Genomic DNA, 21,876 nt, shown 5'->3' on the forward strand with positions numbered 1-21,876 from the left:
GGGGAACGAGGGACACGCATCATGAGGTACTACGCACGACGGATCACGTTCTACGTGATCACCCTCTGGGCAGCGGTCTCGCTGAACTTCCTCATCCCGAAGCTCATGCCGGGTGACCCCAAGCAGATCTTCATCGACAAGTTCCTGCGCAAGGGCGGCGAGCTGACGCCCCAGATGCAGAACAGCATCGACCTCCTCTTCGGCGCGGACGGCGACGCCTCCCTGTGGGACCAGTACGTGGACTACTGGGGGCGTCTGTTCCAGGGAGATCTCGGGATCTCCATCACGTACTACCCCCAGCCCGTCACCGAGCTGATCGGCCAGGCCCTCCCCTGGACGGTCGGGCTCGTGGGACTCGCGACGATCATCTCGTTCGTCCTGGGTGTCGGGCTGGGGGCGTGGGCCGGCTGGAAGCGCGGCACGTGGGTGGACAGCATCATCCCCGCGTCGACGCTCCTCCAGGCGGTGCCCTACTTCTGGCTCGCCCTCATCCTCGTCTCGGTCTTCTCGGTCTCGACCGGGTGGTTCCCGCGGATCGGCAGCTACGACATCTTCGGCTTCGACAACGGCCCCGAGTGGTCGTGGGCGTTCGTCGGCAGCGTGATCTACCACGGGTTCCTGCCCGCGCTGACGATCGTGCTCTCATCGGTGGGCGGCTGGCTGCTCGGCATGCGCAACATGATGGTGTCCACGCTGTCCGAGGACTACGTCACGACGGCCGAGGCCAAGGGCCTGCGCCGGATGCGCGTCGCGATCACGTACGCGACCCGCAACGCCGCGCTCCCGTCGTTCGCCGGGTTCGGCGTCGCGCTCGGTTTCGTCGTGGCCGGGTCGGTCGTCATGGAGCAGGTCTTCAGCTACCCGGGTCTGGGCAAGCTCCTGTTCAACGCGGTCCAGGCGAGCGACTTCGCGCTCATGCAGGGCACGTTCCTCGTGATCACGCTCGCCGTGCTCGCGGCGAACTTCCTCATGGACATCATCTACGGATTCATCGACCCGAGGGCGCGCGCCAATGTCTGACAACACCCGCGAGACGGAGATCGTGACACCCGCCGCCGACGCGGCCCCCGCCGCCACGGTCGTGGTCGACGGGCTCGCCCCGGCGACGACCACCGAGGGGATCGTCCCCGACGTCCGCGACGTCCCCGCGGCGCTCGACCAGGGCGCCCCCGCCGCGCCCGCCCGCCGTGGCCTGCGCGCGATGCTCCCGCGCCGGTCCGGCAAGCTCACCGCCGGGATCGTCCTCGTGGTCGGCATCCTGCTGTTCACGTTCGTCGCGCCGTTCTTCACCCAGGACCCGCGCTCCACGGCGAACGCCCGGTTCCTGCCGCCGAGCGCCGAGCACCTGCTCGGCACCAACCACATCGGGAACGACATCTTCGCCCAGGTCGCGTACGGCGGGCAGGGCTCCCTGATGGTGGGTCTCATCGCCGGCGCGATCGCGCTCGTGCTGTCGATCGTGTTCGGCATCGTCGCGGGCTACCGGGGGCGGTTCACCGACGAGGCCCTCTCGCTCGTCACGAACATCATGCTCGTCATCCCGGGCCTGCCGCTGATCATCGTCATCTCGGCCTACCTCCAGACGCGGTCCCTGGTCATCGTCGCGGTGATCCTGGGGCTCACGGCCTGGCCCGGTGCGGCGATCGTGCTCCGCATGCAGGCCAAGTCGCTGCGTGCGCGCGACTACGTGTCCGCCGCGCGCGTGGCGGGCGAGAAGACGCCGCGGATCATCCTCGTGGAGATCTTCCCCAACCTCCTGCCGCTCCTCACGGCGCAGTTCCTCGGCGCGGTGCTCCTCGCGATCCTCGCCGAGGCGGGGCTGTCGTTCCTCGGGCTCGGTCCGTCGGGCTCGATCACCTGGGGCACGATCCTCAACCAGGCGAGCGCCAACAACGCGCTGAGCCTCGGCATGTGGTGGTGGTTCGTCCCGCCGGGCCTCCTCATCGCGCTCTTCGGCTGCGGGCTCGCGCTCATCAACTTCAGCCTGGACGAGATCATCAACCCCCGGCTGCGACTGGGCCCGGCCGCGGTCAAGAGCGTGCGCAAGGCCCGCAAGGCCGGCCTCGCCGTGGACGCGGACCCGGACGGCGCGGGCTCGGGCGCCGACGGCAACGACCCCGACGGTACGGACACCGACGCCGACGACGCGAAGGAGACGGTGGGCGCATGACCGCCACGACCACGGCCACCGGGCCGCTGACCAGCGAGGGCCACGCCGCCTACCTCGTCGGCAAGGAGCCGGTGCTCACCGCGCGGCACGTCTCGATCGACTACGAGGTCGAGCCGGTCGTCCACGCCGTCAAGGACGTGTCCCTCACGCTGCACCGTGGCGAGATCCTCGGCCTCGCGGGCGAGTCGGGCTGCGGCAAGACGACGCTCGCGTACGGGATCAACCGCCTCCTCAAGCCCCCGGCGCTCCTGACGTCCGGGACGGTGACGTTCCACGACCAGGACGGCGACGACGTCGACGTCGTCGCGCTCTCCGGTGACGCCCTGCGCGCGTTCCGGTGGGACAAGGTCTCCATGGTGTTCCAGGGCGCGATGAACTCGCTCAACCCGGTGATCAGCGTGCGCGACCAGCTCGGGGACGTCCTCAAGACCCACCGGCCCGGGATGTCGCGCAAGGACCGGGCGACTCGGTCCGCGGAGCTCCTCGAGCTCGTGGGCGTCGACCCGCTGCGCCTCGACAGCTACGCGCACGAGCTGTCGGGCGGCATGCGGCAGCGCGTCATGATCGCGATGGCGCTCGCGCTCAACCCGCAGGTCATGATCATGGACGAGCCGACGACGGCCCTCGACGTCGTCGTCCAGCGCGGGATCCTGCGCGAGATCATGCGGCTGCGCGAGCAGCTCGGGTTCGCCGTCGTGTTCATCACGCACGACCTCCCGCTCCTGCTGGAGATCAGCGACCGCATCGCCGTGATGCTCCGCGGCGAGATCGTCGAGATCGACACGGCGGAGTCGATCTTCGAGGGCGCCCAGCACCCGTACACGCGCCGTCTGCTGGGCTCGTTCCCGAGCCTCACCGGCGACCGCGGCTCGTTCGTCCGCACGGGCGAGGGCACCGGCGAGAGCCAGGAAGGACCGCACGCATGAGCACCCTCGAGGTCCGCAACCTGGTCAAGGACTTCTCGATCCGCAAGGGCCTGCGGCGCACGCGCCTGCGCGCCGTGAACGACGTGTCGTTCACGCTGGAGCCCGGCAAGACGATCGCGGTCGTCGGCGAGTCCGGCTCGGGCAAGTCGACGGTGGCGCGCATGATCGCCCAGCTCGAGACGCCGACGTCGGGCGAGATCCTGCTGGACGGCAAGCCGTCCGCGCGCCGCGGCCGCGGCCTGGACGCCTACCGGCACGACGTGCAGATGGTGTTCCAGGACCCGTTCGCGTCGCTCAACCCGTTCCACACCGTGGGCCACCACCTCGAGCGGCCGCTGCGCCTGCACAAGGTCGCGCGCGGGCGCCAGGCGCTCGACGCGCGGGTCCACGAGCTCCTCGAGCGGGTGAACCTCACGCCGGCGCCCGTGTTCGCGGCCAAGCAGCCGCACGAGATGTCGGGCGGACAGCGGCAGCGCGTCGCGATCGCCCGGGCGCTCGCGCCGGGTGCGCGCTTCCTCGTGGCCGACGAGCCGGTGTCGATGCTCGACGTGTCGATCCGGCTGGGGGTGCTCAACCTGCTGGCCCGGCTCCAGCGGGAGGAGAACCTCGGGGTCCTCTACATCACGCACGACCTCGCGACCGCGCGGCACTTCAGCGACGAGATCCTCGTGATGTTCCGCGGGAACGTCGTCGAGCGCGGCCCGTCGGACCAGGTGATCCTCGACCCGCAGCACGACTACACCAAGCTGCTCCTCGGTGCGGCGCCCGAGCCGCAGAACCACGGGAAGCTGCGCGAGGAGGTGCGCCGCGAGCTCGCGGCGGCCGCGGCGGGGTCGGGCGGCGACGCCGACCGCGACCGGTTCGGCACGCGCGGCATGTGAGACCGGCGCACCCGCCGCCCGCTCGATCCGGGCGGCGGGTGTGCCTCCAGCCGTACGCGTCGGTGGTGGCGCGTACCCGCCGCGCGGGCCAGGTCTGTCGGACGCCCTGGCCCGCGCGCCCTCCTGCGCGCGCCGTCGTCCCTGATCCGGAGTTCGTGGCGGCCGCGGAGACGACCGCGCGGCAGACCGCCGGGCGGCGGGTGGGTAGGGTCGGGCTCGTGCCTGCCCGTCATCTGCGCCTCGCCCGCCCCGCCGAGTCCCCTGCGCCCAGGCCCACCGTGGACCCGGCCGCCACCGTGACCGGCGCGCTCGCGGCGCTGCGCCGCGAGATGGAGATCCCGGAGTCGTTCCCCGCCGCGGTGCTCGCCGAGGCGGAGGCCGTCGTCCGCGACGGCGGCGTCGGCGTCGGCGACGGCCGTGTCGACCTGCGGGACGTGCCGTTCGTGACGATCGACCCGCCCGGGTCGATGGACCTCGACCAGGCGCTCCACCTCGAGCGCGCCGGAGACGACCCGGCAGCTCCTGCGGGCGCGGCCTTCGTGGTGCACTACGCCATCGCGGACGTCGGCGCGTTCGTCGCGCCGGGCGGGGCCATCGACGCCGAGGTGCACGAGCGCGGGACGACCCTCTACGCGCCCGACGGCCGCACCCCGCTCCACCCCGCGGTCCTCTCCGAGGGGGCGGCGAGCCTCCTGCCGGACGAGGAGCGCCCAGCGGCGGCGTGGCGCGTCGTGCTCGACGCGCGGGGCGAGATCCTCGACGCGACGGTCCGCCGCGCCGTCGTGCGCTCGACGCGGCGACTCACGTACGACGAGGCCCAGGCCGCGATCGACGCGAGCGCCTCCGAGGGCGCGGGCGGGGCCGCGCTCCTGCTGCTCCGGGAGGTCGGCGAGCTGCGGCTCGCGCGCGAGCGCGAGCGTGGGGGAGTGTCGCTCGAGGTCCCCGAGCAGGAGATCGTGCCGCGCGACGACGGCACGTTCGGTCTCGCGTTCCGCTCGACCCTCCCGGCGGAGGGGTGGAACGCCCAGATCTCGCTGCTCACGGGGATCGCGGCGGCGCGCCTCATGCGGGCGGGCGGGGTCGGCGTCTTCCGCGCGCTGCCCGAGGCCGACCCGCGCGACCTCGCGCGCCTGCGCCGCACGGCCCGCGCCCTCGGCATCGACTGGCCGCCCGAGACGGCGTACGCCGACCTCGTGCCGACGCTCGACTCGCGCGTCCCGCGCCACGCGGCCTTCCTCAACGAGGCGACGTCGCTCTTCCGCGGCGCGTCGTACGAGGCGTTCGGGGGGACGGGGCAGGAGCCCGGCGTGCCCGACGACGCCGCCCACGCCGCGATCGGCGCCGAGTACGCGCACGTCACGGCGCCGTTGCGCCGGCTCGTCGACAGGTACGGCACCGAGGTCTGCCTCGCCCTGTGCGCGGGCGAGGACGTGCCGCGCTGGGTGCTCGACGCGCTTCCCGGCCTGCCCCGCACGATGGCGCGGACGGGTCAGCGCGCGGGGTCGTACGAGCGCGCGATCGTCGACGTCGTCGAGGCGGCGCTGCTGAGCGGGCGCGAGGGGGAGGAGTTCGACGGCGTCGTCGTCGACGTCGAGGACGACCGCGAGCGCGGCCGGCGCCTCGAGCGCGAGGGCGGCGACGCGTCGGGCGGGCGACGCGGCCAGGTGGTGCTCACCGACCCCGCGGTCCGCGCGCCGGTCGAGGGCACCGAGGGCGCCGACCTCCCGCTCGGCGACCCCGTCCGCGCGACGCTGCGCGAGGCGTCGGTGGCGGAGCGCCGCGTCCGGTTCACCGTCGGCTGAGGGTGGGCGGGGCGACCTAGGCTGGTCCTCGTGCCTGCTCGACGACGTACCGACCCGGCCGCCGGCCGCCTCGCCCTGGCGGCGTGGCGCGACGACCCCACCGACCGCACGGCCGTGACGACCGCGGTGCGGTTCACGCTCGAGGAGCTCGCGGACGTCGCGCCCGGGCACACGGTCGAGGTGCGCGTGCCGCCCGCGGGGGCGGTGCAGGCGGTCGAGGGCCCCCGGCACACGCGCGGGACGCCGCCCAACGTCGTGGAGACGGACCCCCAGACGTGGCTCGGTCTCGTGACCGGCACGCTCGCGTGGGCCGACGCCGTCGCGGCCGGCCGTGTCCGGGCCTCGGGCGAGCGCTCCGACATCTCGTGGCTCCTGCCGCTCCAGGCGGCGCGTCCCCGCTGAGGTCGCGCTCCGGACCGGGCGTCCGGGACGGGCGTGTTACCGGTGCGTAACGTTCTCGCCCCCAGGTCTGGCGGCGCGGGACGCGGAGGGCTAGCGTCCGATGATGATCGGCCGCCGTCCGTGCGGGCGCTCGCGGCACGACGACGTGCGGCGACGTTCTCGCGGCGGTGACGTGGCAGCAACCGCCCGTTCATCCAGGTGGGGTGCGATGTCCTGCGGAGGCAGGGCGTCGACCCGTCCGACTCGTGGACGTGAGCGGCTGCTGCCCGGCCGTCCGCACGAGATGAAGGAGTCAGCGTGACCGACCACCAGCACCTGCGGCGACGGAGGGTGGTGGCGGGCACGTTGACCGTGGCCCTCGCCGCGCCGCTCTCCGTCGCGGCGGCCACCGCCGCGAGCGCGGCGCCCGACGGGTCGGGCCTCGTCATCAACGAGGCCTACCTGAGCGGCGGCAGCGCCAACGCCCCCTACACCCACAAGTTCGTCGAGCTGTACAACCCCACGCAGGCGGCGATCGACCTCTCCGGCATGTCGCTCCAGTACCGCTCGGCGACGGGGACGGGCGCCTTCACCGGCGTCACGCCGCTGACCGGCACGGTCGCGCCCGGGGGCTACTTCCTCGTGCAGGGCGGCTCCAACGGGTCGACCGGCGCGGCGCTGCCGACGCCCGACGCGACCGGGGGCCTCAACCCGTCGGGCACGACGGGCACCCTCGCGCTCGTGCGCTCCACCTCGGCCGTCACGCTGCCCGCGGGCAACGCCGCGGGCGCCGCGAACGTCGTGGACCTCGTCGGGTACGGGACGTCGAACACGTTCGAGACCGCCGTCAGCCCCGCGCCGTCGGCCAACAACGTGCCGGCCTCGATCAACCGGACCGGGTTCGCGGACACCGACGACAACAGCAAGGACTTCTCGCTCTCGAGCACCGTCACCCCGCAGAACAGCGGCGACGACGGCGGCGGCCCAGGCCCCGAGCCGGGCGAGGTCGTCCCCATCGCCGAGATCCAGGGCACGGGCGCGGCGAGCCCGCTCGTCGGCCAGACCGTCACGACGCGCGGCGTCGTCACCGCGACCTACCCCACGGGCGGCTACGACGGCTTCTACCTCCAGACCGAGGGCACGGGCGGCGACCTCGACGCCTCGCACACGGCGTCGGACGCGATCTTCGTCTACTCCAAGACGGGCGCCGCGGCCGTGCAGGTCGGCGACCACGTCGAGGTCACGGGCGCGGTGTCCGAGTACTTCACGCTGACCCAGATCACGCCCGCCGCGGGCGGCTGGACGGTCCTCGACGAGGCGGCCGAGGCGGTCAAGCCGGCGAACGTCGCGTTCCCCGCGACCGACGCCGCGCGCGAGGTGCTCGAGGGCATGCTCGTGCAGCCCGCGGGCGACTACATCGTCGCGGACAACTACGACACCAACTTCTACGGCTCGTTCCTGCTCGCGGCGGGCACGGACCCGTTCGTCCAGCCGACGTCGGCCGGGCGCCCGGCCAGCGCGGAGGCCGCCGCCGCGGTCACGGACCGTGCGGCGCGGGCCGTCGTGCTCGACGACGGGGCGACGACCAACTTCAACAACACGGCGAACAAGGGCATCCCGCTCCCGTACCTCACGGGCGGGGCGCCCGCGCGGGTCGGCGCCGGTGTGTCCTTCACGACGCCCGTCATCCTCGACTACCGGTTCGACGCGTGGACGTTCCAGCCGCTGACGCAGCTCACCGCCGGCGACGGCGGGAACGCCGCCACGGTGCAGCCGGCCACGTTCGCGAACACGCGCGAGGACGCCCCGGCCGAGGTCGGGGGCGACCTGTCGGTCGCGACGTTCAACGTGCTCAACTACTTCACGACGACCGGCGACCAGCTCACGGGCTGCACGTACTACACGGACCGCGCGGGAAACCCGATCACGGTCAACCGTGGCTGCGACGCCCGCGGCGCGGCGAACGCGGAGAACCTCGAGCGCCAGGAGACCAAGATCGTCGCCGCGATCGACGCGCTCGACGCCGACGTCGTCGCGCTCATGGAGATCGAGAACTCGACGCCGTTCGGCAAGGACCGCGACCAGGCGCTCTCCGACCTCGTCGACGCGCTCAACGACGCCGCAGGTGCCGACGAGTGGGCCTTCGTCCCGTCGCCGGCCGCGCTGCCGGACGAGGAGGACGTGATCCGGCTCGCGTACATCTACCAGGTGGACGCGGCCGAGCCGGTCGGGGACTCGCGGATCCTGCTCGACGACCCGGCGTTCGTCAACGCGCGCGAGCCCCTCGCGCAGGTGTTCCAGCCGGCAGGCGGGGTCTCCGAGGGCGACGACGCCGCGAGCGACGACGTGCTCGTCGTCGCGAACCACCTCAAGTCGAAGGGCTCCGGCACGCCCGTGCTGCCCGGCGACGAGGACTCGGGCGACGGCCAGGGCGCGTTCAACGCGTCGCGCGTCGCGCAGGCGACGGCGCTCGTCGGCTTCGCCGAGGACGTCGCGGCGGACGCGGGCACGGACAAGATCCTGCTCGCGGGCGACTTCAACTCGTACTCCCAGGAGGACCCGCTCGAGGTCCTCAAGGACGCGGGCTACACGGACCTCGGCGAGACGACCGGCGAGCACACCTACCTGTTCGACGGGTACGTCGGGTCGCTCGACCACGTGTTCGCCTCGGCCGGCGCGGCCGGCGCCGTCACCGGCACGGACGTGTGGAACATCAACTCGGTCGAGCCCATCGCCAACGAGTACAGCCGGTACAACTACAACGCGTCGATCCTCTACGACACGACGCCGTTCCGGTCCTCCGACCACGACCCGGTGCTCGTCGGCCTGCAGCTCGGCGACGCCGGGCCGGGCACCACGCAGCTCGACCTGCTGGCGATCAACGACTTCCACGGTCGCATCGACGCCAACACCGTGAAGTTCGCGGGGACCATCGAGCAGCTGCGCGCGGCGAACCCCGACGGGACGGCGTTCGTCTCGGCGGGCGACAACATCGGCGCGTCGCTGTTCGCGTCGGCGCTCCAGGAGGACCAGCCGACGATCGACGTGCTGAACGCGCTCGACCTCGCCGCCTCCGCCGTGGGCAACCACGAGTTCGACCAGGGCATGGACGACCTCACGGGCCGCGTCTCCGACGAGGCCGACTGGGCCTACCTGGGCGCGAACGTCTACGACAAGGGCACGACCAACCCGGCCCTGCCCGAGTACCAGGTGGTCGAGATCGACGGCCTGGACGTCGGCTTCGTGGGTGTCGTGACCGAGGAGACGCCGACGCTCGTCACGCCGTCGGGCATCGCGGACCTCGACTTCGGGGACCCCGTCGAGGCGCTCAACCGCGTCACCGCCCAGCTCCAGGACGGCGACCCGGCGAACGGCGAGGCCGACGTGGTCGTGGGCCTCGTCCACGAGGGCGCGTCGGCGGGCACGCCGGACGGCGCGACGCTCGAGGAGGAGGTCGCCGCGGGCGGCGCCTTCGCGGACATCGTCAACGAGACCGACGCGCGCGTCGCGGCGATCTTCACGGGCCACACCCACAAGCAGTACGCGTGGGACGCGCCCGTCCCGGGCGTCCCGGGCAAGACCCGCCCGATCGTCCAGACCGGCAACTACGGCGAGTTCATCGGGCACGTGTCGCTCACCGTGGACACCGCGACCCACGAGGTCACGGCGTACACGGCGCAGAACGTGGCCCGCACGACGGCGGAGGACGCGACCCTGGTCGCGACGTACCCGCGCGTCGCGGAGGTCAAGACGATCGTCGACGCGGCGCTCCAGCAGGCCGAGATCATCGGCGCACAGCCGATCGGCGAGGTCACCGCGGACATCACCACGGCGTTCGCGGGCGGCGCGTACACGGGTCCCGGCGGGACGTACGTGGGCCCCGGCCCGAACCCGACGTCCGGTCGTGACGACCGCGCGTCGGAGTCGACGCTCGGCAACCTCGTCGCCGACTCGCTCCTCGCGACGCTGTCCGACCCGGCGCGCGGCGGTGCGGACATCGGTGTCGTCAACCCGGGCGGGCTGCGCAGCGAGCTGTTCCACAACGGTGACGGCGTCATCACGTACGCCGAGGCCAACGCCGTCCTGCCGTTCGTCAACAACCTGTGGACCGTGACCCTCACGGGCGAGCAGGTCGTCGAGATGCTCGAGCAGCAGTGGCAGACGGACAAGGACGGCAACCGGCCGTCGCGCCCGTACCTCGCCCTGGGGCTCTCGGACAACGTGTCGTGGACGGCGGAGACCGCCGACCCGAACGCGGCTCCGGGGAGCAACGTCTCGTCGGTGACGATCAACGGGGAGCCGATCGACCTCGCGGGCGAGTACCGCGTGGCGACGTTCTCCTTCCTCGCCACCGGCGGTGACAACTTCCGCGTGTTCACCGAGGGCACGGACCCGCGCGACTCCGGTCTGGTCGACCGGGACGCGTGGATCGCGTACCTGAAGGAGAGCTCGCCGGTGTCGCCGTCGTTCGACCGCTCGCGCGTGGTGGTGGACGCGCTCCCCGGCACCGTGACCGCGGGCTCCGACGTGAGCGTGGGGCTCTCGCATCTCGACCTCACCTCGCTCGGCTCCCCGCTGAACACCTCGGTGGACGGCTACCTCGTCGCGGCGGACGCCACGTTCGACCCGGCGAACCCGGGCACCCCGGCGGGCACCGCCACGGTGACGGGCGGGGCCGCGACGCTGACGGCGTCGGTCCCGGCCGACGCTGCGGCGGGCGACTACGACCTCTGGGTCGTGGCGTCGCCGAGCGGCACGACCGCCCGGATCCCGGTCACGGTCGAGGCCGCCACCCCGACGGTGGTGCTCGAGAACCTCGAGGCCTCTGCCCGCTGCATGGGGAAGTTCGTCCACGTCGCGGTCCGGGCGACCAACGGCGAGGACGTCCCGGTCGAGGTCGTCGTCGAGACGCCCTACGGCTCCAAGCGGTTCCCGAACCTCCAGCCGGGCAAGAACGCGTACCAGTCGTTCAACACCCGGGCCACGTCGGTCGAGGGCGGGACGGTCACCGTCACCGCGACGCTCGACGGCGTGACGCAGGAGTACGAGGTCCCGTTCGAGGGCCAGAGCTGCGGCTGACGCCTCGCTGACGCCGTGCGGCGCCGCCGACGAGGCGGCGCCGCGTCCCGCGACCCGGGTCCCGTCCGACGGGCCCGGGTCGCGGTGCGTGCGGGGCCGACGCCGGGGTCCGCCGTCGCGCTCCCGGGGCACGGAGCTCCCAGCAACCGCGGGTAGGGTCGTGGTCGTGAGCTCCGAGCAGTCCCCCGTGCCCGACGACGACACCCCCGACACGTCTGTCGCCCACGGCCGCGAGACCCCAGCGGCCGAGGCGGCTGAGGCGCCTGAGGCCGACGCCACCGCACCGGCCGCTGACGAGGTCGAGATTGAGGACGTCGTCGACCCCGCTACGGTCCGCCGTGCGCCGCGCTACGGCAGGTTCTTCGCGGTCGGGATCGTGCTCGGCGCGGTGCTCGGGCTCGGGGTCGGTGGTGCGTGGCTCCAGTCGGAGGTCTCGGAGCCGGTCTTCAAGCCGGGGGTCTACTTCACCGTCATCCTCGTCACGTGCGCCGCTCTGGGCGCCGGCGTCGCCGGGCTGTGGGCCGTCGTCGCTGACCGGCGGAGCCTGCGCGGGCGCCGCTGACACGCCGTCACCGGTCGCGGGACGCGCGCGTTCAGCGACGGGCCGGACGTCGGGTCGCCGCCGGGCTACCCTCGCCCCATGAGCGACCAGGTCACCGTGCGACCAGCGACCCGTGAGGACTGGCCGGGGATGTGGCACACGCTCGAACCGGTGCTGCGTGCCGGGGAGACCTACACCTACCCGCGCGACATCACCGAGAACCAGGCGCGCGCCGCATGGACCGAGACTCCGGCCGCGCGCGTGCTCGTCGCCGTCGACCCCATCGACGGAGCGGTGCTCGGCACCGCGAAGTACCTCCCCAACCACCCGGGCGCCGGAGCCCACGTCGCCAACGCCAGCTTCGTCGTCGACCCCGAGGCGAGCGGTCGCGGAGTCGGTCGCGTGCTCGCCCGGGCGGTGCTCGACGGCGCGCGTGCAGACGGCTACCGCGCCATGCAGTTCAACGCCGTCGTCGAGACCAACGACCGTGCCGTCCGTCTGTGGCAGTCCCTCGGATTCACCATCCTGGCCACGGTTCCTGAGGCGTTCGACCATCCCACCGCCGGCCTCGTCGGCCTGCACATCATGCATCGCACGCTCTGACCCCTCAGGCGGGTCCGTCGTCGCCCACGTGCCAGCGCTCGCGCACGAGGGTGCGGTACCGCGCCGACCGGGTCACGCCGACCACCACGACGCACAGCGCCGCGAGGGTCCCGACGGCCAGGACCGCCGCCGTGGCGGCGAACGGCACCCCGTCGACCAGGAGCGCGACGCCACCGCCCGCCAGGCCGGCCAGCACGGACGGCGCGAGCATCCCGGAGCCGGCCAGGAGCACGAGGGCGAACGTCGTGGACGCCGACCAGGGGGACAGCAGCTCCCGGACGACGTCGTCGGCGGGCGGTGCGGACGGCTCGGGGGAGCGCAGGAGCGCGAGCCCTGCCCGGCGCTGCCGTCCCTGTCGTGACACCGGGAGCAGGAGCCACACCGCGCCGAGGAGCAGCGCCGCCCCGACGAGCGCACCGCCGACGCCGACGAGGACGTCGATCGACACCTCGCCCACCGGCCCGTAGTACCGGTCCGGGCCGAACTTGCGCGGGTGACGCATCCACAGGCCGATCAGGAACAGGACGAGGCCGACCATGCCGACGCCGCCCAGCACGGCCGCCACCCGGTCGTTCCGGAGCGCGGCCCGCCGGTCGGTCCGCGAGGGCGCGGACGGGCCGAGCGCCGCGCGCCGCCGCCGTTCCGCCTCCTCGGCGAAGCGCACCTCGTTCGGCCCCCACGTCGTGCGCACGACGTCCTGCCAGGCGGACCAGCGCGCGCGCAGCCCGGGCAGGAGCAGCAGGCCGACCGCGGTGACCACCCCGACGACGGCGGAGACCGCGACGGTCGGGGTGCGCTCGGCGTCGTCGCGGTCCATCGTGAAGAGCCCGACCGCCCCGGCGAGGAGCGCGAGCACGAGGTACGTCCAGGTGAGCCCGGCGAGCGCTCCCGCCGGGCTCGACTCCGCGACGCGCTTCCGCACCGAGTGCGGCGGGACGTCGGTGCGCGGCCGACCCTCGGCCAGCAGAGCGCCGGTGACGGCGAGCGTCGCCGCGGCGTGCGCCGGCACGAAGACCGGCACGGCGACCGCGAGGGTCAGGATCCACCAGCCCAGCGTCGAGCGCAGGACCTCGTCGGCGTCGTACCGCCCGCCGGAGACCAGCTCGCCGCCGACGAGCCCGAGCCCGAGGAGGACGAGGAAGCCCAGGACCGTGCCGACGAGGAACGCCCCGACGCCCGCCGTGAGTCCGTCGAGCCGGGCCGGGCCCGCGGCGGCGCGGACCTCCACGAACCGGTAGGCCGCCCGCTCGCGGCGGTGCCGCGGTCGGTCGTCGCGGGCACGGTCGTCGCGGTCCCTGGGGGAGCGGTCGACGCGGGAGGGAGCCACGCGGGCAGGATAGCGAGCGGTCGTCCGCGGTCGGGGCGTCGTCGTCGGGGCGGCGCGGTGGGGGCGGCGCCGGGTCAACCGGGGACCGGGGCACCGACCGGCCGGGGAGCGGCGGACGTCGGCGCGCCCTCCGCCGGGGCGAGCCGCACGGCGACCCCCGGCGCGAGCCCCAGCGACCTGGCCTCCGCGCGGGTCACGACGACGGACACCACCTCGTCCTCGGTGGTCACCTCGGCGCGTACCTCGAAGCCCACTCGCGTCGTGCGGGTCACCACGCCGGGCACCGGCCCGCCCGCGCGTGACGGCGTCGCGCCGTCCACGGTGCCGTCCGGGGCGTCGGCGGGCAGCACCTCGACGTGCACGTCGTGCGGTCGCACGAGCACACCCCCGAGGCGCGTCACCGGCCCGAGGAAGCTCATGACGAAGTCGTTCGCGGGGCGGTCGTAGAGGTCGTCGGGCGTGCCGACCTGCTCGATGCGCCCCTCGTTGACGACGACGATCTCGTCGGCGACCTCCAGCGCCTCCTCCTGGTCGTGCGTGACGAACACCGTGGTCACGGGGATCTCGTCGTGCAGGCGGCGCAGCCAGTCGCGCAGCTCCTTGCGGACCTTGGCGTCGAGCGCGCCGAACGGCTCGTCGAGCAGGAGGACGCTCGGCCGGATCGCGAGGGCGCGCGCGAGCGCCATGCGCTGGCGCTGCCCGCCGGAGAGCTGGGACGGCAGGCGGTGCGCGAAGCTCTCGAGGTGCACGAGGCGCAGGAGCTCGTCGACGCGCTCGGCGATCTCGGCCTTCGGCGTGCGCCGGATCTCGAGCCCGAACGCGACGTTCCGCGCGACGGTCAGGTGCTTGAACGCCGCGTAGTGCTGGAAGACGAAGCCCACGTTGCGGCGTCGGGCCGGCAGGTTCGTCGCGTCGCGGCCCTCGATCTCGATCTCGCCGGAGTCGGGCACCTCGAGCCCGGCGACGACGCGCAGGAGCGTCGACTTGCCACCGCCGCTCGGGCCGAGCAGCGCGGTGAGGCGCCCGGTGGGGACGGACACGGAGACGTCGTCGAGCGCGACGAAGTCGCCGAAGGTCTTGCGGACGTTGCGGATCTCGATGCTCATGCGTCGGCCTCCGTGGGGGCGGCGGTGCGAGGGGAGGGGCGGGCGGTGCGGCGGGCGCGGGGCCCGGCGGCGTCGTCGGAGCGCAGGAAGGTCACCGCGACGATGCACGCGACGGACACGGACGCGAGGAGGAACGCGACCGCGTAGGCCGTGCCCTGCTCGAAGTCCTGGTAGCGCTGCTCGACGAGGAGCGTGGACGTCTGGGTGCGACCCTCGAAGTTGCCGGACACCACCTTCACGGCACCGAACTCGCCGAGCGCCCGGGCGAGCGTGAGCACGACGCCGTAGACCACCGCCCACTTGATGGCGGGCAGGGTGATGCGCCGGAAGGTCTGGAACCAGCTCGCCCCGAGGCTCGTCGCGGCCAGCTCTTCGTCGGTACCGAGCTCGGTGAGCACGGGCACGACCTCGCGGATCACGAGCGGGAGGCACACGAACGCCGTCGCGAGCACGATGCCGGGCGGCGCGAAGATCACCTGGAACCCGGCGTCCTCGAGCGCGCCCCCGAACCAGCCGTTCTTGCCGTACACGAGGACGAGCGAGAGCCCGACGACGATCGGCGAGACCGAGAGCGGGAGGTCGAGCAGGGCGTTGAGCAGGGCCTTGCCCGGGAAGTCGTAGCGCACGATGAGCATCGAGATCCCGACGCCGAAGACCGTGTTGATCAGCACGACCTGCACCGCGACCGCCGCGGTGAGCTGGAGCGCGAAGACGACGGACGGGTCGGACAGTGCCCGCTGGAACGTCTCGAGCCCGTCCGCGAACGCGCCGCGCACGACGAGCGAGACCGGCCACCCGACGAGCAGCACCAGGTAGACGACCACGACGGTGCGCAGCGTGCGCCGCACCCAGGGGGAGCTATCCACGGCGGGCCACCCTTCGCTGGAGGAGCTGGATCGTGGCGATGACGAGGAGGGACACGAGCAGGAGCACCGAGGCGACCGCCGCCGCCTGCTCCGGCTGGCCGTTCTCCAGGTAGCTGAGGATGCGGACCGAGCCGACCTCCGTGCGCATCGGCAGGTTCCCGGAGAGGAGGACGAGCGCGCCGTACTCGCTGATCGCGCGGGCGAACGACAACGCGGCACCCGCGGTGATCGCCGGGGCGAGCGCGGGGAGGATCACGCGACGAAAGGTCGTGAGCCGGGTCGCGCCGAGCGACGCGGCCGCCTCCTCGACGTCACGGTCGAGCTCGGCGAGCACGGGCTGCACGCTGCGCACCACGAAGGGCAGCGTGACGAAGAGGAACGCGAGGAAGACGGCGGCGCGCGTGTTCGCGACGTCGATCCCGAGCGGTCCCGACGGCCCGTACAGGGCGAGCAGCACGAGGCCGGCCACGATCGTCGGGAGCGCGAACGGGATGTCGATGAGGACCTCGAGGAGCCGCTTGCCGGGGAACCGGTCGCGCACGAGGACCCAGGCGATGAGCGTGCCCATGACGACGTTCACGGCGGTCACGGCGAGCGCCTGCGTGACCGTGAGCGTCAGCGCCGCGGCGGTCTGCGGCTGCGTGACGGCGGCGACGAAGGCGGGCCAGCCGCCGACCGACGTCTCGACGAGCACGGCGACCAGCGGGACGAGCGCGAGCGCCGAGAACCACACGAGCGCGACGCCGAGCCCGAGGCCCGAGGCCGCGGTCAGGCGGTAGGGGCCGTTGGGCGTCCGGCGTGCCCGGCGGACCCGGCGCGGCCGGGACGCGGCCGGAGCCGGGCGGCGCTCGCGCGCCGCCCGGCCCGGTCGTTCAGCGAGGGTCGAGGACACGGGTCACTGCTTCCCGGTCTCGGCCTGGATTTTGGTCACCAGACCCTCGTCACCGAAGAACTTGTCGTTCGTGGCCGACCAGCCGCCGAAGTCGTCGGCGATGGTGAGGAGCGTCGGGACGGTGGGGAACGGGTCGCTCGGGTCGTTGGCGCCCTCGACCTCGAAGTCGACGTCGCCGGTCAGGGGCCGGAAGCCCACGTGCGCGAACGCCTCCTGGCCCTCGGGCGTGAGGACGAAGTCGAGGTAGCTCTGCGCCTTGGGGTCGGCGTCGACCGTCACCGCGGCCGGGTTCTCGATGAGGAGCGTCTGGTCCGGGACCACGTAGTCGAACGTCTCGCCGTTCTGCCGCGCGAGGATCGCCTCGTTCTCGTAGGACAGCAGGACGTCGCCGGTGCCGGACGTGAAGGCGGTGGTCGCGTCGCGGCCGCTGCCCGGGAGCGCGACGGCCTTGGTGAAGAACTTCCGCAGGTACTCGGTCGCGTCCTCCTCCGAGCCCCCGTTCGCGATGACGCTGCCCCACCCGGCGAGGATGTTCCAGCGGGCCGAGCCCGACGAGCCGGGGTTCGGGGTGACGATCTCGACGCCGGGCTGGACGATGTCCTCCCAGCTCTGGATGTTCTTCGGGTTGCCCTCGCGCACCACGAGCACGACGACGGACTGGCTGACGATGCCCTTGTTGTCGCCCGCGTTCCAGTCCTCGGCGACGAGGCCCGCGTCGACGAGGCGCGTGACGTCGCCCTCGAGCGAGAAGTGCACGTAGTCGGCCTCCAGGCCGTCGGCGACGGCGCGGCTCTGGTCGCCGGAGGCGCCGTACGACGTCTCCCACGTGACGCCCTGGCCGTCCTCGGTCTCGCCCCACAGCTCCTGCGCGGCGTCGTTGCCCGCCTTGGGCACGGCGAAGCCGACGAGGGAGAGCGTCGTGGGCTCGACGTCGGAGCCCGCGTCGCCGCTGGCGTCGCCCCCGCCCGACCCGTCGACGGCGGTCGGCGCGCAGGCGGTGAGGACCAGGGCGGTGGCTGCCGCGGCAGCCGCGAGGGTGATCGTCGTCCGGAGGCGTCGCATGGTGTCGTCCTTCGTCGGGGTCCCGGAGGCCGGGAGCGGGTGGTCGAGCAGGGGGTGGGGCAGGGATGGAGCGGGTGATCGATCGAGTGATCGAGCGGGGCGGCCGGGGCAGCCGGCGTGATACTGGACTGCCGCGATCGGGTAAGTCGAGATTCAAGCGCGGCGTTCCCACGCAGCGAAACCCCTGACCGACAGGTGGGACGACGTAACGCCATCGTGAACGGCTGTCTCGACGGCGTCGTGGTCGCGCGCGCCGGCCCCCGTCCGCATGACCTCGCGCTTCGGTCCGGACGCGCCTGCTGTGGGACACTGAGGTACGTGGCCCCCCGCGGAGATGGACTTCTCAACCACGACCTCATGCCCGGCGAGAAAGGCCCCCAGGACGCCTGTGGCGTCTTCGGTGTCTGGGCGCCCGGCGAAGAGGTCGCCAAGCTCGCCTACTTCGGGCTGTACGCGTTGCAGCACCGAGGCCAGGAGTCGGCCGGCATCGCCACCAGCAACGGTGAGCAGATCCTGGTCTACAAGGACATGGGACTCGTCTCCCAGGTGTTCGACGAGACGGCGCTCAACGCCCTGACGGGGCACATCGCCGTCGGGCACTGCCGGTACTCGACCACGGGCGGTGTGACGTGGGAGAACGCCCAGCCGACGCTCGGCGCCACCGCGTCCGGGACCGTCGCGCTCGGGCACAACGGCAACCTCACCAACTCCGCAGAGCTCGTCAACCTCGTCGCGGAGCGGTACGGGAACCAGCGCCGCGGCGAGCTCGCGCGCGGCAACACCACGGACACCGCGCTCGTCACCGCGCTCCTCGCGGGCGACGCCGACCACACGCTCGAGGCCACGGCGCTCGAGGTCCTCCCACGTCTGCGCGGCGCCTTCTCCCTCGTCTTCATGGACGAGCGCACTCTCTACGCGGCGCGCGACCCGCAGGGCGTGCGCCCGCTCGTCCTCGGTCGGCTCGAGCGCGGCTGGGTCGTGGCGAGCGAGACCCCGGCGCTCGACATCGTCGGAGCGTCGTTCGTGCGCGAGGTCGAGCCGGGAGAGCTCATCGCGATCGACGCGGACGGCCTGCGCTCCCAGCGCTTCGCGCCCGCCGAGCGCGCGGGCTGCGTCTTCGAGTACGTCTACCTCGCGCGCCCCGACACGTCGATCAACGGCCGCTCCGTGCACGCCGCCCGCGTCGAGATGGGCCGCCAGCTCGCGCGCGAGCACTCCGTCGAGGCCGACCTCGTCATCCCCGTCCCGGAGTCCGGCACGCCCGCCGCCGTGGGCTACGCCGCCGAGTCGGGCATTCCGTTCGGCCAGGGGCTGACCAAGAACGCCTACGTCGGCCGCACGTTCATCCAGCCGTCGGACACGCTGCGCCAGCTCGGCATCCGGCTCAAGCTCAACCCGCTGCGCGACGTCATCCGCGGCAAGCGCCTCGTCGTCGTCGACGACTCGATCGTGCGCGGCAACACGCAGCGCGCGCTCATCCGCATGCTGCGCGAGGCCGGGGCGGCCGAGGTGCACGTGCGCATCAGCTCGCCGCCCGTGAAGTGGCCGTGCTTCTACGGCATCGACTTCGCCTCCCGCGCCGAGCTCATCGCCAACGGCCTCTCGCCCGACGAGATCGGGCAGTCGCTCGGCGCCGACAGCCTGGGCTACATCTCGACCGAGGGCATGATCGCCGCGACCGAGCAGCCGTCGTCGCAGCTCTGCACGGCGTGCTTCACGGGGAAGTACCCCATCGAGCTGCCGCCCGACGACCAGCTCGGCAAGCACCTCCTCGAGCAGGCCGAGCTCCCGCTCGGCGCGCCCGAGGACGGGCTGCGCAGCCTGTCGGTGACCGCCGGCGGGGCCGGCGCGCTCCAGCACCCGTGAGCTCGTCCCCGCATCCGACCCGAGACCACCAGCACCACCGGCGCGTGCGCCGCGAGACCTCCTTGGAGCCGACACCGTGACTGCCGACTCGCCCCAGACGGGCCTCACCTACGCCGCCGCGGGCGTCGACACCGAGGCCGGTGACAAGGCCGTCGAGCTCATGAAGGACGCCGTGCGTCGCACCCACGGCCCGCAGGTCCTCGGCGGCGTGGGCGGCTTCGCGGGGCTCTACGACTTCTCCGAGGTCGCGACCTACCGCCGCCCCCTGCTCGCGACGTCGACCGACGGCGTGGGCACCAAGGTCGCGATCGCCCAGGCGCTCGACGTCCACGACACGATCGGGTTCGACCTCGTGGGCATGGTCGTGGACGACATCGTCGTGGTCGGCGCCAAGCCGCTGTTCATGACGGACTACATCGCGTGCGGCAAGGTCGTGCCGGAGCGCATCGCGGGCATCGTCCGCGGCATCGCGGCGGCCTGTGAGGTCGCGGGCACCGCACTCGTGGGCGGCGAGACGGCCGAGCACCCGGGTCTGCTCGGCGAGGACGAGTACGACGTCGCCGGTGCCGCCACGGGGGTCGTCGAGGCCGACCGGCTGCTGGGCCCGGACCGCGTGCGCGAGGGCGACGTGCTCGTCGCCATGGCCTCGTCGGGTCTGCACTCGAACGGGTACTCGCTCGTGCGGGCCGTGCTCAAGCACGCGGGCTGGGGCCTCGAGCGCCACGTGGACGAGCTCGGGCGCACGGTCGGCGAGGAGCTCCTCGAGCCCACGCGCGTGTACGCGAGCGACTGCCTCGCGCTGGCCGCCGACGACGCCGCGCAGGTCCACGCGTTCACGCACGTGACCGGCGGCGGGCTCGCCGCGAACCTCGCGCGCGTCCTGCCCGCCGGGCTCGTCGGGGTCGTTGACCGCGCGAGCTGGGACGTCCCGCCGGTCTTCCGCCTCGTGCGCGAGCTGGGCGGTGTGCCGCGCGGCGACCTCGAGAACACGCTCAACCTCGGCGTCGGCATGGTCGCCGTGGTCGGTGCCGACGGCGTCGACGCCGCGCTCGCGCGCTGCGCCGCGCTCGGTGTCCCCGCGTGGGTGCTCGGCACGGTCGAGGCCTTCGACCCGACGGCGGTCACCGACGTCGCGGACGGTGACCTCGTCGCGGGCACCAAGGGCGTCCAGGCGGGCGCCGTGCGCCTCGTCGGTGACTACCGGGCCTGACCTCCGGTGTTCCCGGGCGGGTGAGCGGTTGCCGCCCCCGCCCGGGAGGCGCACCCGCGGCCGAGCACGACGACGTCAGGGCGCGACGAGGGGTGCGGTGCGGAGACCGGACCAAGGGCGCAGTGCCACGACCTCGGGCGAGCACGGCCACGGCGGGCCGGTGCGCGGAGGGTCCCCGGGTCACGAACGACGACCGCGCCGTCGCCTACCGGGGGCAGGCGACGGCGCAGTCGAGGTCGAGACGCTTCCGCGGCAGACCGCGGCGACTAGAGGTGGTCGACGACCGTCAGCGGTCGTCGGACCAGTCGTTGTAGCGCTGGTCGTAGCGCTCGAGGTCGTCCGACGACTCGGCGCCGAAGCGCGAGTCCGTCACGACATCCGTGTGGCTGTGACCGGTGAGCTCCTGCTCGAGCGCACTGTAGTTCGTCTCGGGGCTGTAGTACTTCAGCGCGCGAGCGACCTTGGTCTGCTTTGCCTTCTGACGGCCGCGGCCCATGGCTCCGACCCCCTCAACGTAGAAGCGGGGCGGCTACGTACTCAGACGTGCGGCCCCGGGGTGTAGTTTCGTCTGTTCAGGGTCCAACGGTACATGCTCGGGGCCTATTCCATCCACTCAGAAGACCGTGGCAGGCCGAGGACGTGCCTACCGTCACACAGTCTCCACGTGCGGGCGCGCGGGTCCGCGTCGGGCGAGCCGCGTTGCGTGGCCGAGGAGCCCGGCCGCACGCCTCGTAAGCCGCACGAGCGCCTATCCGGCCGATCCGACCATAGGCGGCCTAATTCACCCGTCCGTCAAGTCGCCCGAAATCCGCATGCTGCGACAATGGAGGGTACTGGCGTCGTGCTGTCGTCGTGATCCGGGGTATCTGCCGGACCAGCGCGTACCAGGAGGAGGTGTCGTGATGTCCATGCACGGAGAGTCCGAGGTTCTGCTCACGCCCGCCGAGGTCGCCAGCCTGTTCCGCGTCGACCCCAAGACGGTCACCCGCTGGGCGAAGGCGGGCAAGCTCTCGTCGATCCGTACGCTCGGCGGGCACCGCCGTTACCGCGAGTCCGAGGTGCGGGCGCTGCTCGGCGCCGCCAGCGAGCCCGCGGAGGGCACCGACAAGTCCTGAGCCGACCGCGCGCCGCGCCGCCGGCACGGCCGGCGCGTCGGATCGGCAG

At 73.1% G+C, this 21,876-nt stretch carries 18 protein-coding genes; 12 read left to right on the forward strand and 6 right to left on the reverse strand.

Annotated features, from left to right (window positions below; translation table 11 throughout):
- The first annotated feature begins 21 nt into the window (after positions 1 to 21).
- The 9 genes from FB00_RS02700 to FB00_RS02740 all read left to right on the forward strand — a co-directional run bounded on the left by FB00_RS02700 (position 22) and on the right by FB00_RS02740 (position 12,383).
- Complete coding sequence (locus FB00_RS02700; protein WP_047231353.1) at positions 22 to 1,020, forward strand: ABC transporter permease; 999 nt, start codon at positions 22 to 24, stop codon at positions 1,018 to 1,020.
- Complete coding sequence (locus FB00_RS02705; RefSeq protein ID WP_064315024.1) at positions 1,013 to 2,170, forward strand: ABC transporter permease; 1,158 nt, start codon at positions 1,013 to 1,015, stop codon at positions 2,168 to 2,170. Before FB00_RS02700 ends, FB00_RS02705 begins: the two co-directional genes overlap by 8 nt.
- A complete protein-coding gene (locus tag FB00_RS02710) occupies positions 2,167 to 3,096 on the forward strand; it encodes an ABC transporter ATP-binding protein (protein ID WP_082140907.1) in 930 nt (309 codons plus the stop codon). Before FB00_RS02705 ends, FB00_RS02710 begins: the two co-directional genes overlap by 4 nt.
- A complete protein-coding gene (locus FB00_RS02715) occupies positions 3,093 to 3,977 on the forward strand; it encodes an ABC transporter ATP-binding protein (protein ID WP_047231354.1) in 885 nt (294 codons plus the stop codon). Before FB00_RS02710 ends, FB00_RS02715 begins: the two co-directional genes overlap by 4 nt.
- A 218-nt stretch (positions 3,978 to 4,195) precedes the next feature.
- Complete coding sequence (locus FB00_RS02720) at positions 4,196 to 5,779, forward strand: RNB domain-containing ribonuclease (protein ID WP_047231582.1); 1,584 nt, start codon at positions 4,196 to 4,198, stop codon at positions 5,777 to 5,779.
- Positions 5,780 to 5,809: 30 nt separating this feature from the next.
- Positions 5,810 to 6,181, forward strand: coding sequence for a sterol carrier family protein (locus tag FB00_RS02725; RefSeq protein WP_047231355.1), 372 nt, complete (start codon positions 5,810 to 5,812; stop codon positions 6,179 to 6,181).
- Between the two features lie 297 nt (positions 6,182 to 6,478).
- Positions 6,479 to 11,239, forward strand: a complete 4,761-nt coding sequence (locus FB00_RS02730) for an ExeM/NucH family extracellular endonuclease (protein WP_231581677.1) — start codon at positions 6,479 to 6,481, stop codon at positions 11,237 to 11,239.
- Positions 11,240 to 11,405: 166 nt separating this feature from the next.
- Complete coding sequence (locus tag FB00_RS02735; RefSeq protein WP_156186279.1) at positions 11,406 to 11,801, forward strand: hypothetical protein; 396 nt, start codon at positions 11,406 to 11,408, stop codon at positions 11,799 to 11,801.
- A 78-nt stretch (positions 11,802 to 11,879) separates the two neighbouring features.
- Positions 11,880 to 12,383, forward strand: coding sequence for a GNAT family N-acetyltransferase (locus tag FB00_RS02740; protein WP_047231356.1), 504 nt, complete (start codon positions 11,880 to 11,882; stop codon positions 12,381 to 12,383).
- A 4-nt stretch (positions 12,384 to 12,387) separates the two neighbouring features.
- Here the strand turns inward: FB00_RS02740 and FB00_RS02745 are convergent, their stop codons facing one another.
- The 5 genes from FB00_RS02745 to FB00_RS02765 all read right to left on the reverse strand — a co-directional run bounded on the left by FB00_RS02745 (position 12,388) and on the right by FB00_RS02765 (position 17,636).
- Positions 12,388 to 13,710 carry a hypothetical protein gene (locus FB00_RS02745; protein ID WP_047231357.1) on the reverse strand — a complete coding sequence of 441 codons (1,323 nt, stop codon included), beginning with the start codon at positions 13,708 to 13,710 and terminating at the stop codon, positions 12,388 to 12,390.
- A gap of 74 nt (positions 13,711 to 13,784) precedes the next feature.
- Positions 13,785 to 14,816, reverse strand: a complete 1,032-nt coding sequence (locus tag FB00_RS02750) for a sulfate/molybdate ABC transporter ATP-binding protein (protein WP_047231358.1) — start codon at positions 14,814 to 14,816, stop codon at positions 13,785 to 13,787.
- Entirely contained in the window at positions 14,813 to 15,682 is an 870-nt protein-coding gene (locus FB00_RS02755) for a sulfate ABC transporter permease (RefSeq protein WP_156186280.1), read from the reverse strand. Before FB00_RS02755 ends, FB00_RS02750 begins: the two co-directional genes overlap by 4 nt.
- Positions 15,675 to 16,574: a sulfate ABC transporter permease subunit CysT gene (gene cysT / locus FB00_RS02760; protein WP_082140908.1), complete on the reverse strand. Its 900-nt coding sequence runs from the start codon at positions 16,572 to 16,574 to the stop codon at positions 15,675 to 15,677. The genes FB00_RS02755 and cysT overlap by 8 nt, the downstream gene beginning before the upstream one ends.
- Before the next feature lie 3 nt (positions 16,575 to 16,577).
- A complete protein-coding gene (locus FB00_RS02765) occupies positions 16,578 to 17,636 on the reverse strand; it encodes a sulfate ABC transporter substrate-binding protein (RefSeq protein ID WP_047231360.1) in 1,059 nt (352 codons plus the stop codon).
- A gap of 318 nt (positions 17,637 to 17,954) precedes the next feature.
- On the opposite strand from FB00_RS02765, the gene purF reads away from it, so the two are divergent.
- Both purF and purM read left to right on the forward strand, forming a co-directional pair.
- On the forward strand, positions 17,955 to 19,502 hold the full coding sequence (gene purF / locus FB00_RS02770; protein WP_047231361.1) for an amidophosphoribosyltransferase: 1,548 nt from the start codon (positions 17,955 to 17,957) through the stop codon (positions 19,500 to 19,502).
- A gap of 76 nt (positions 19,503 to 19,578) precedes the next feature.
- A complete protein-coding gene (gene purM, locus FB00_RS02775) occupies positions 19,579 to 20,712 on the forward strand; it encodes a phosphoribosylformylglycinamidine cyclo-ligase (RefSeq protein ID WP_047231362.1) in 1,134 nt (377 codons plus the stop codon).
- A gap of 286 nt (positions 20,713 to 20,998) precedes the next feature.
- Here purM and FB00_RS02780 read toward each other — a convergent pair whose 3' ends face one another.
- Positions 20,999 to 21,208 (reverse strand): DUF3073 domain-containing protein, encoded by a 210-nt coding sequence (locus FB00_RS02780; protein WP_047231363.1) that lies wholly within the window; start codon positions 21,206 to 21,208, stop codon positions 20,999 to 21,001.
- Between the two features lie 406 nt (positions 21,209 to 21,614).
- Here FB00_RS02780 and FB00_RS02785 point away from each other — a divergent pair, with 406 nt between their 5' ends.
- Positions 21,615 to 21,827, forward strand: a complete 213-nt coding sequence (locus FB00_RS02785) for a BldC family transcriptional regulator (protein WP_024839011.1) — start codon at positions 21,615 to 21,617, stop codon at positions 21,825 to 21,827.
- The last annotated feature ends 49 nt before the right edge of the window (positions 21,828 to 21,876 follow it).

The organism is Cellulosimicrobium funkei, assembly GCF_001019615.1.
Taxonomy (GTDB): Bacteria; Actinomycetota; Actinomycetes; order Actinomycetales; family Cellulomonadaceae; genus Cellulosimicrobium; species Cellulosimicrobium cellulans_E.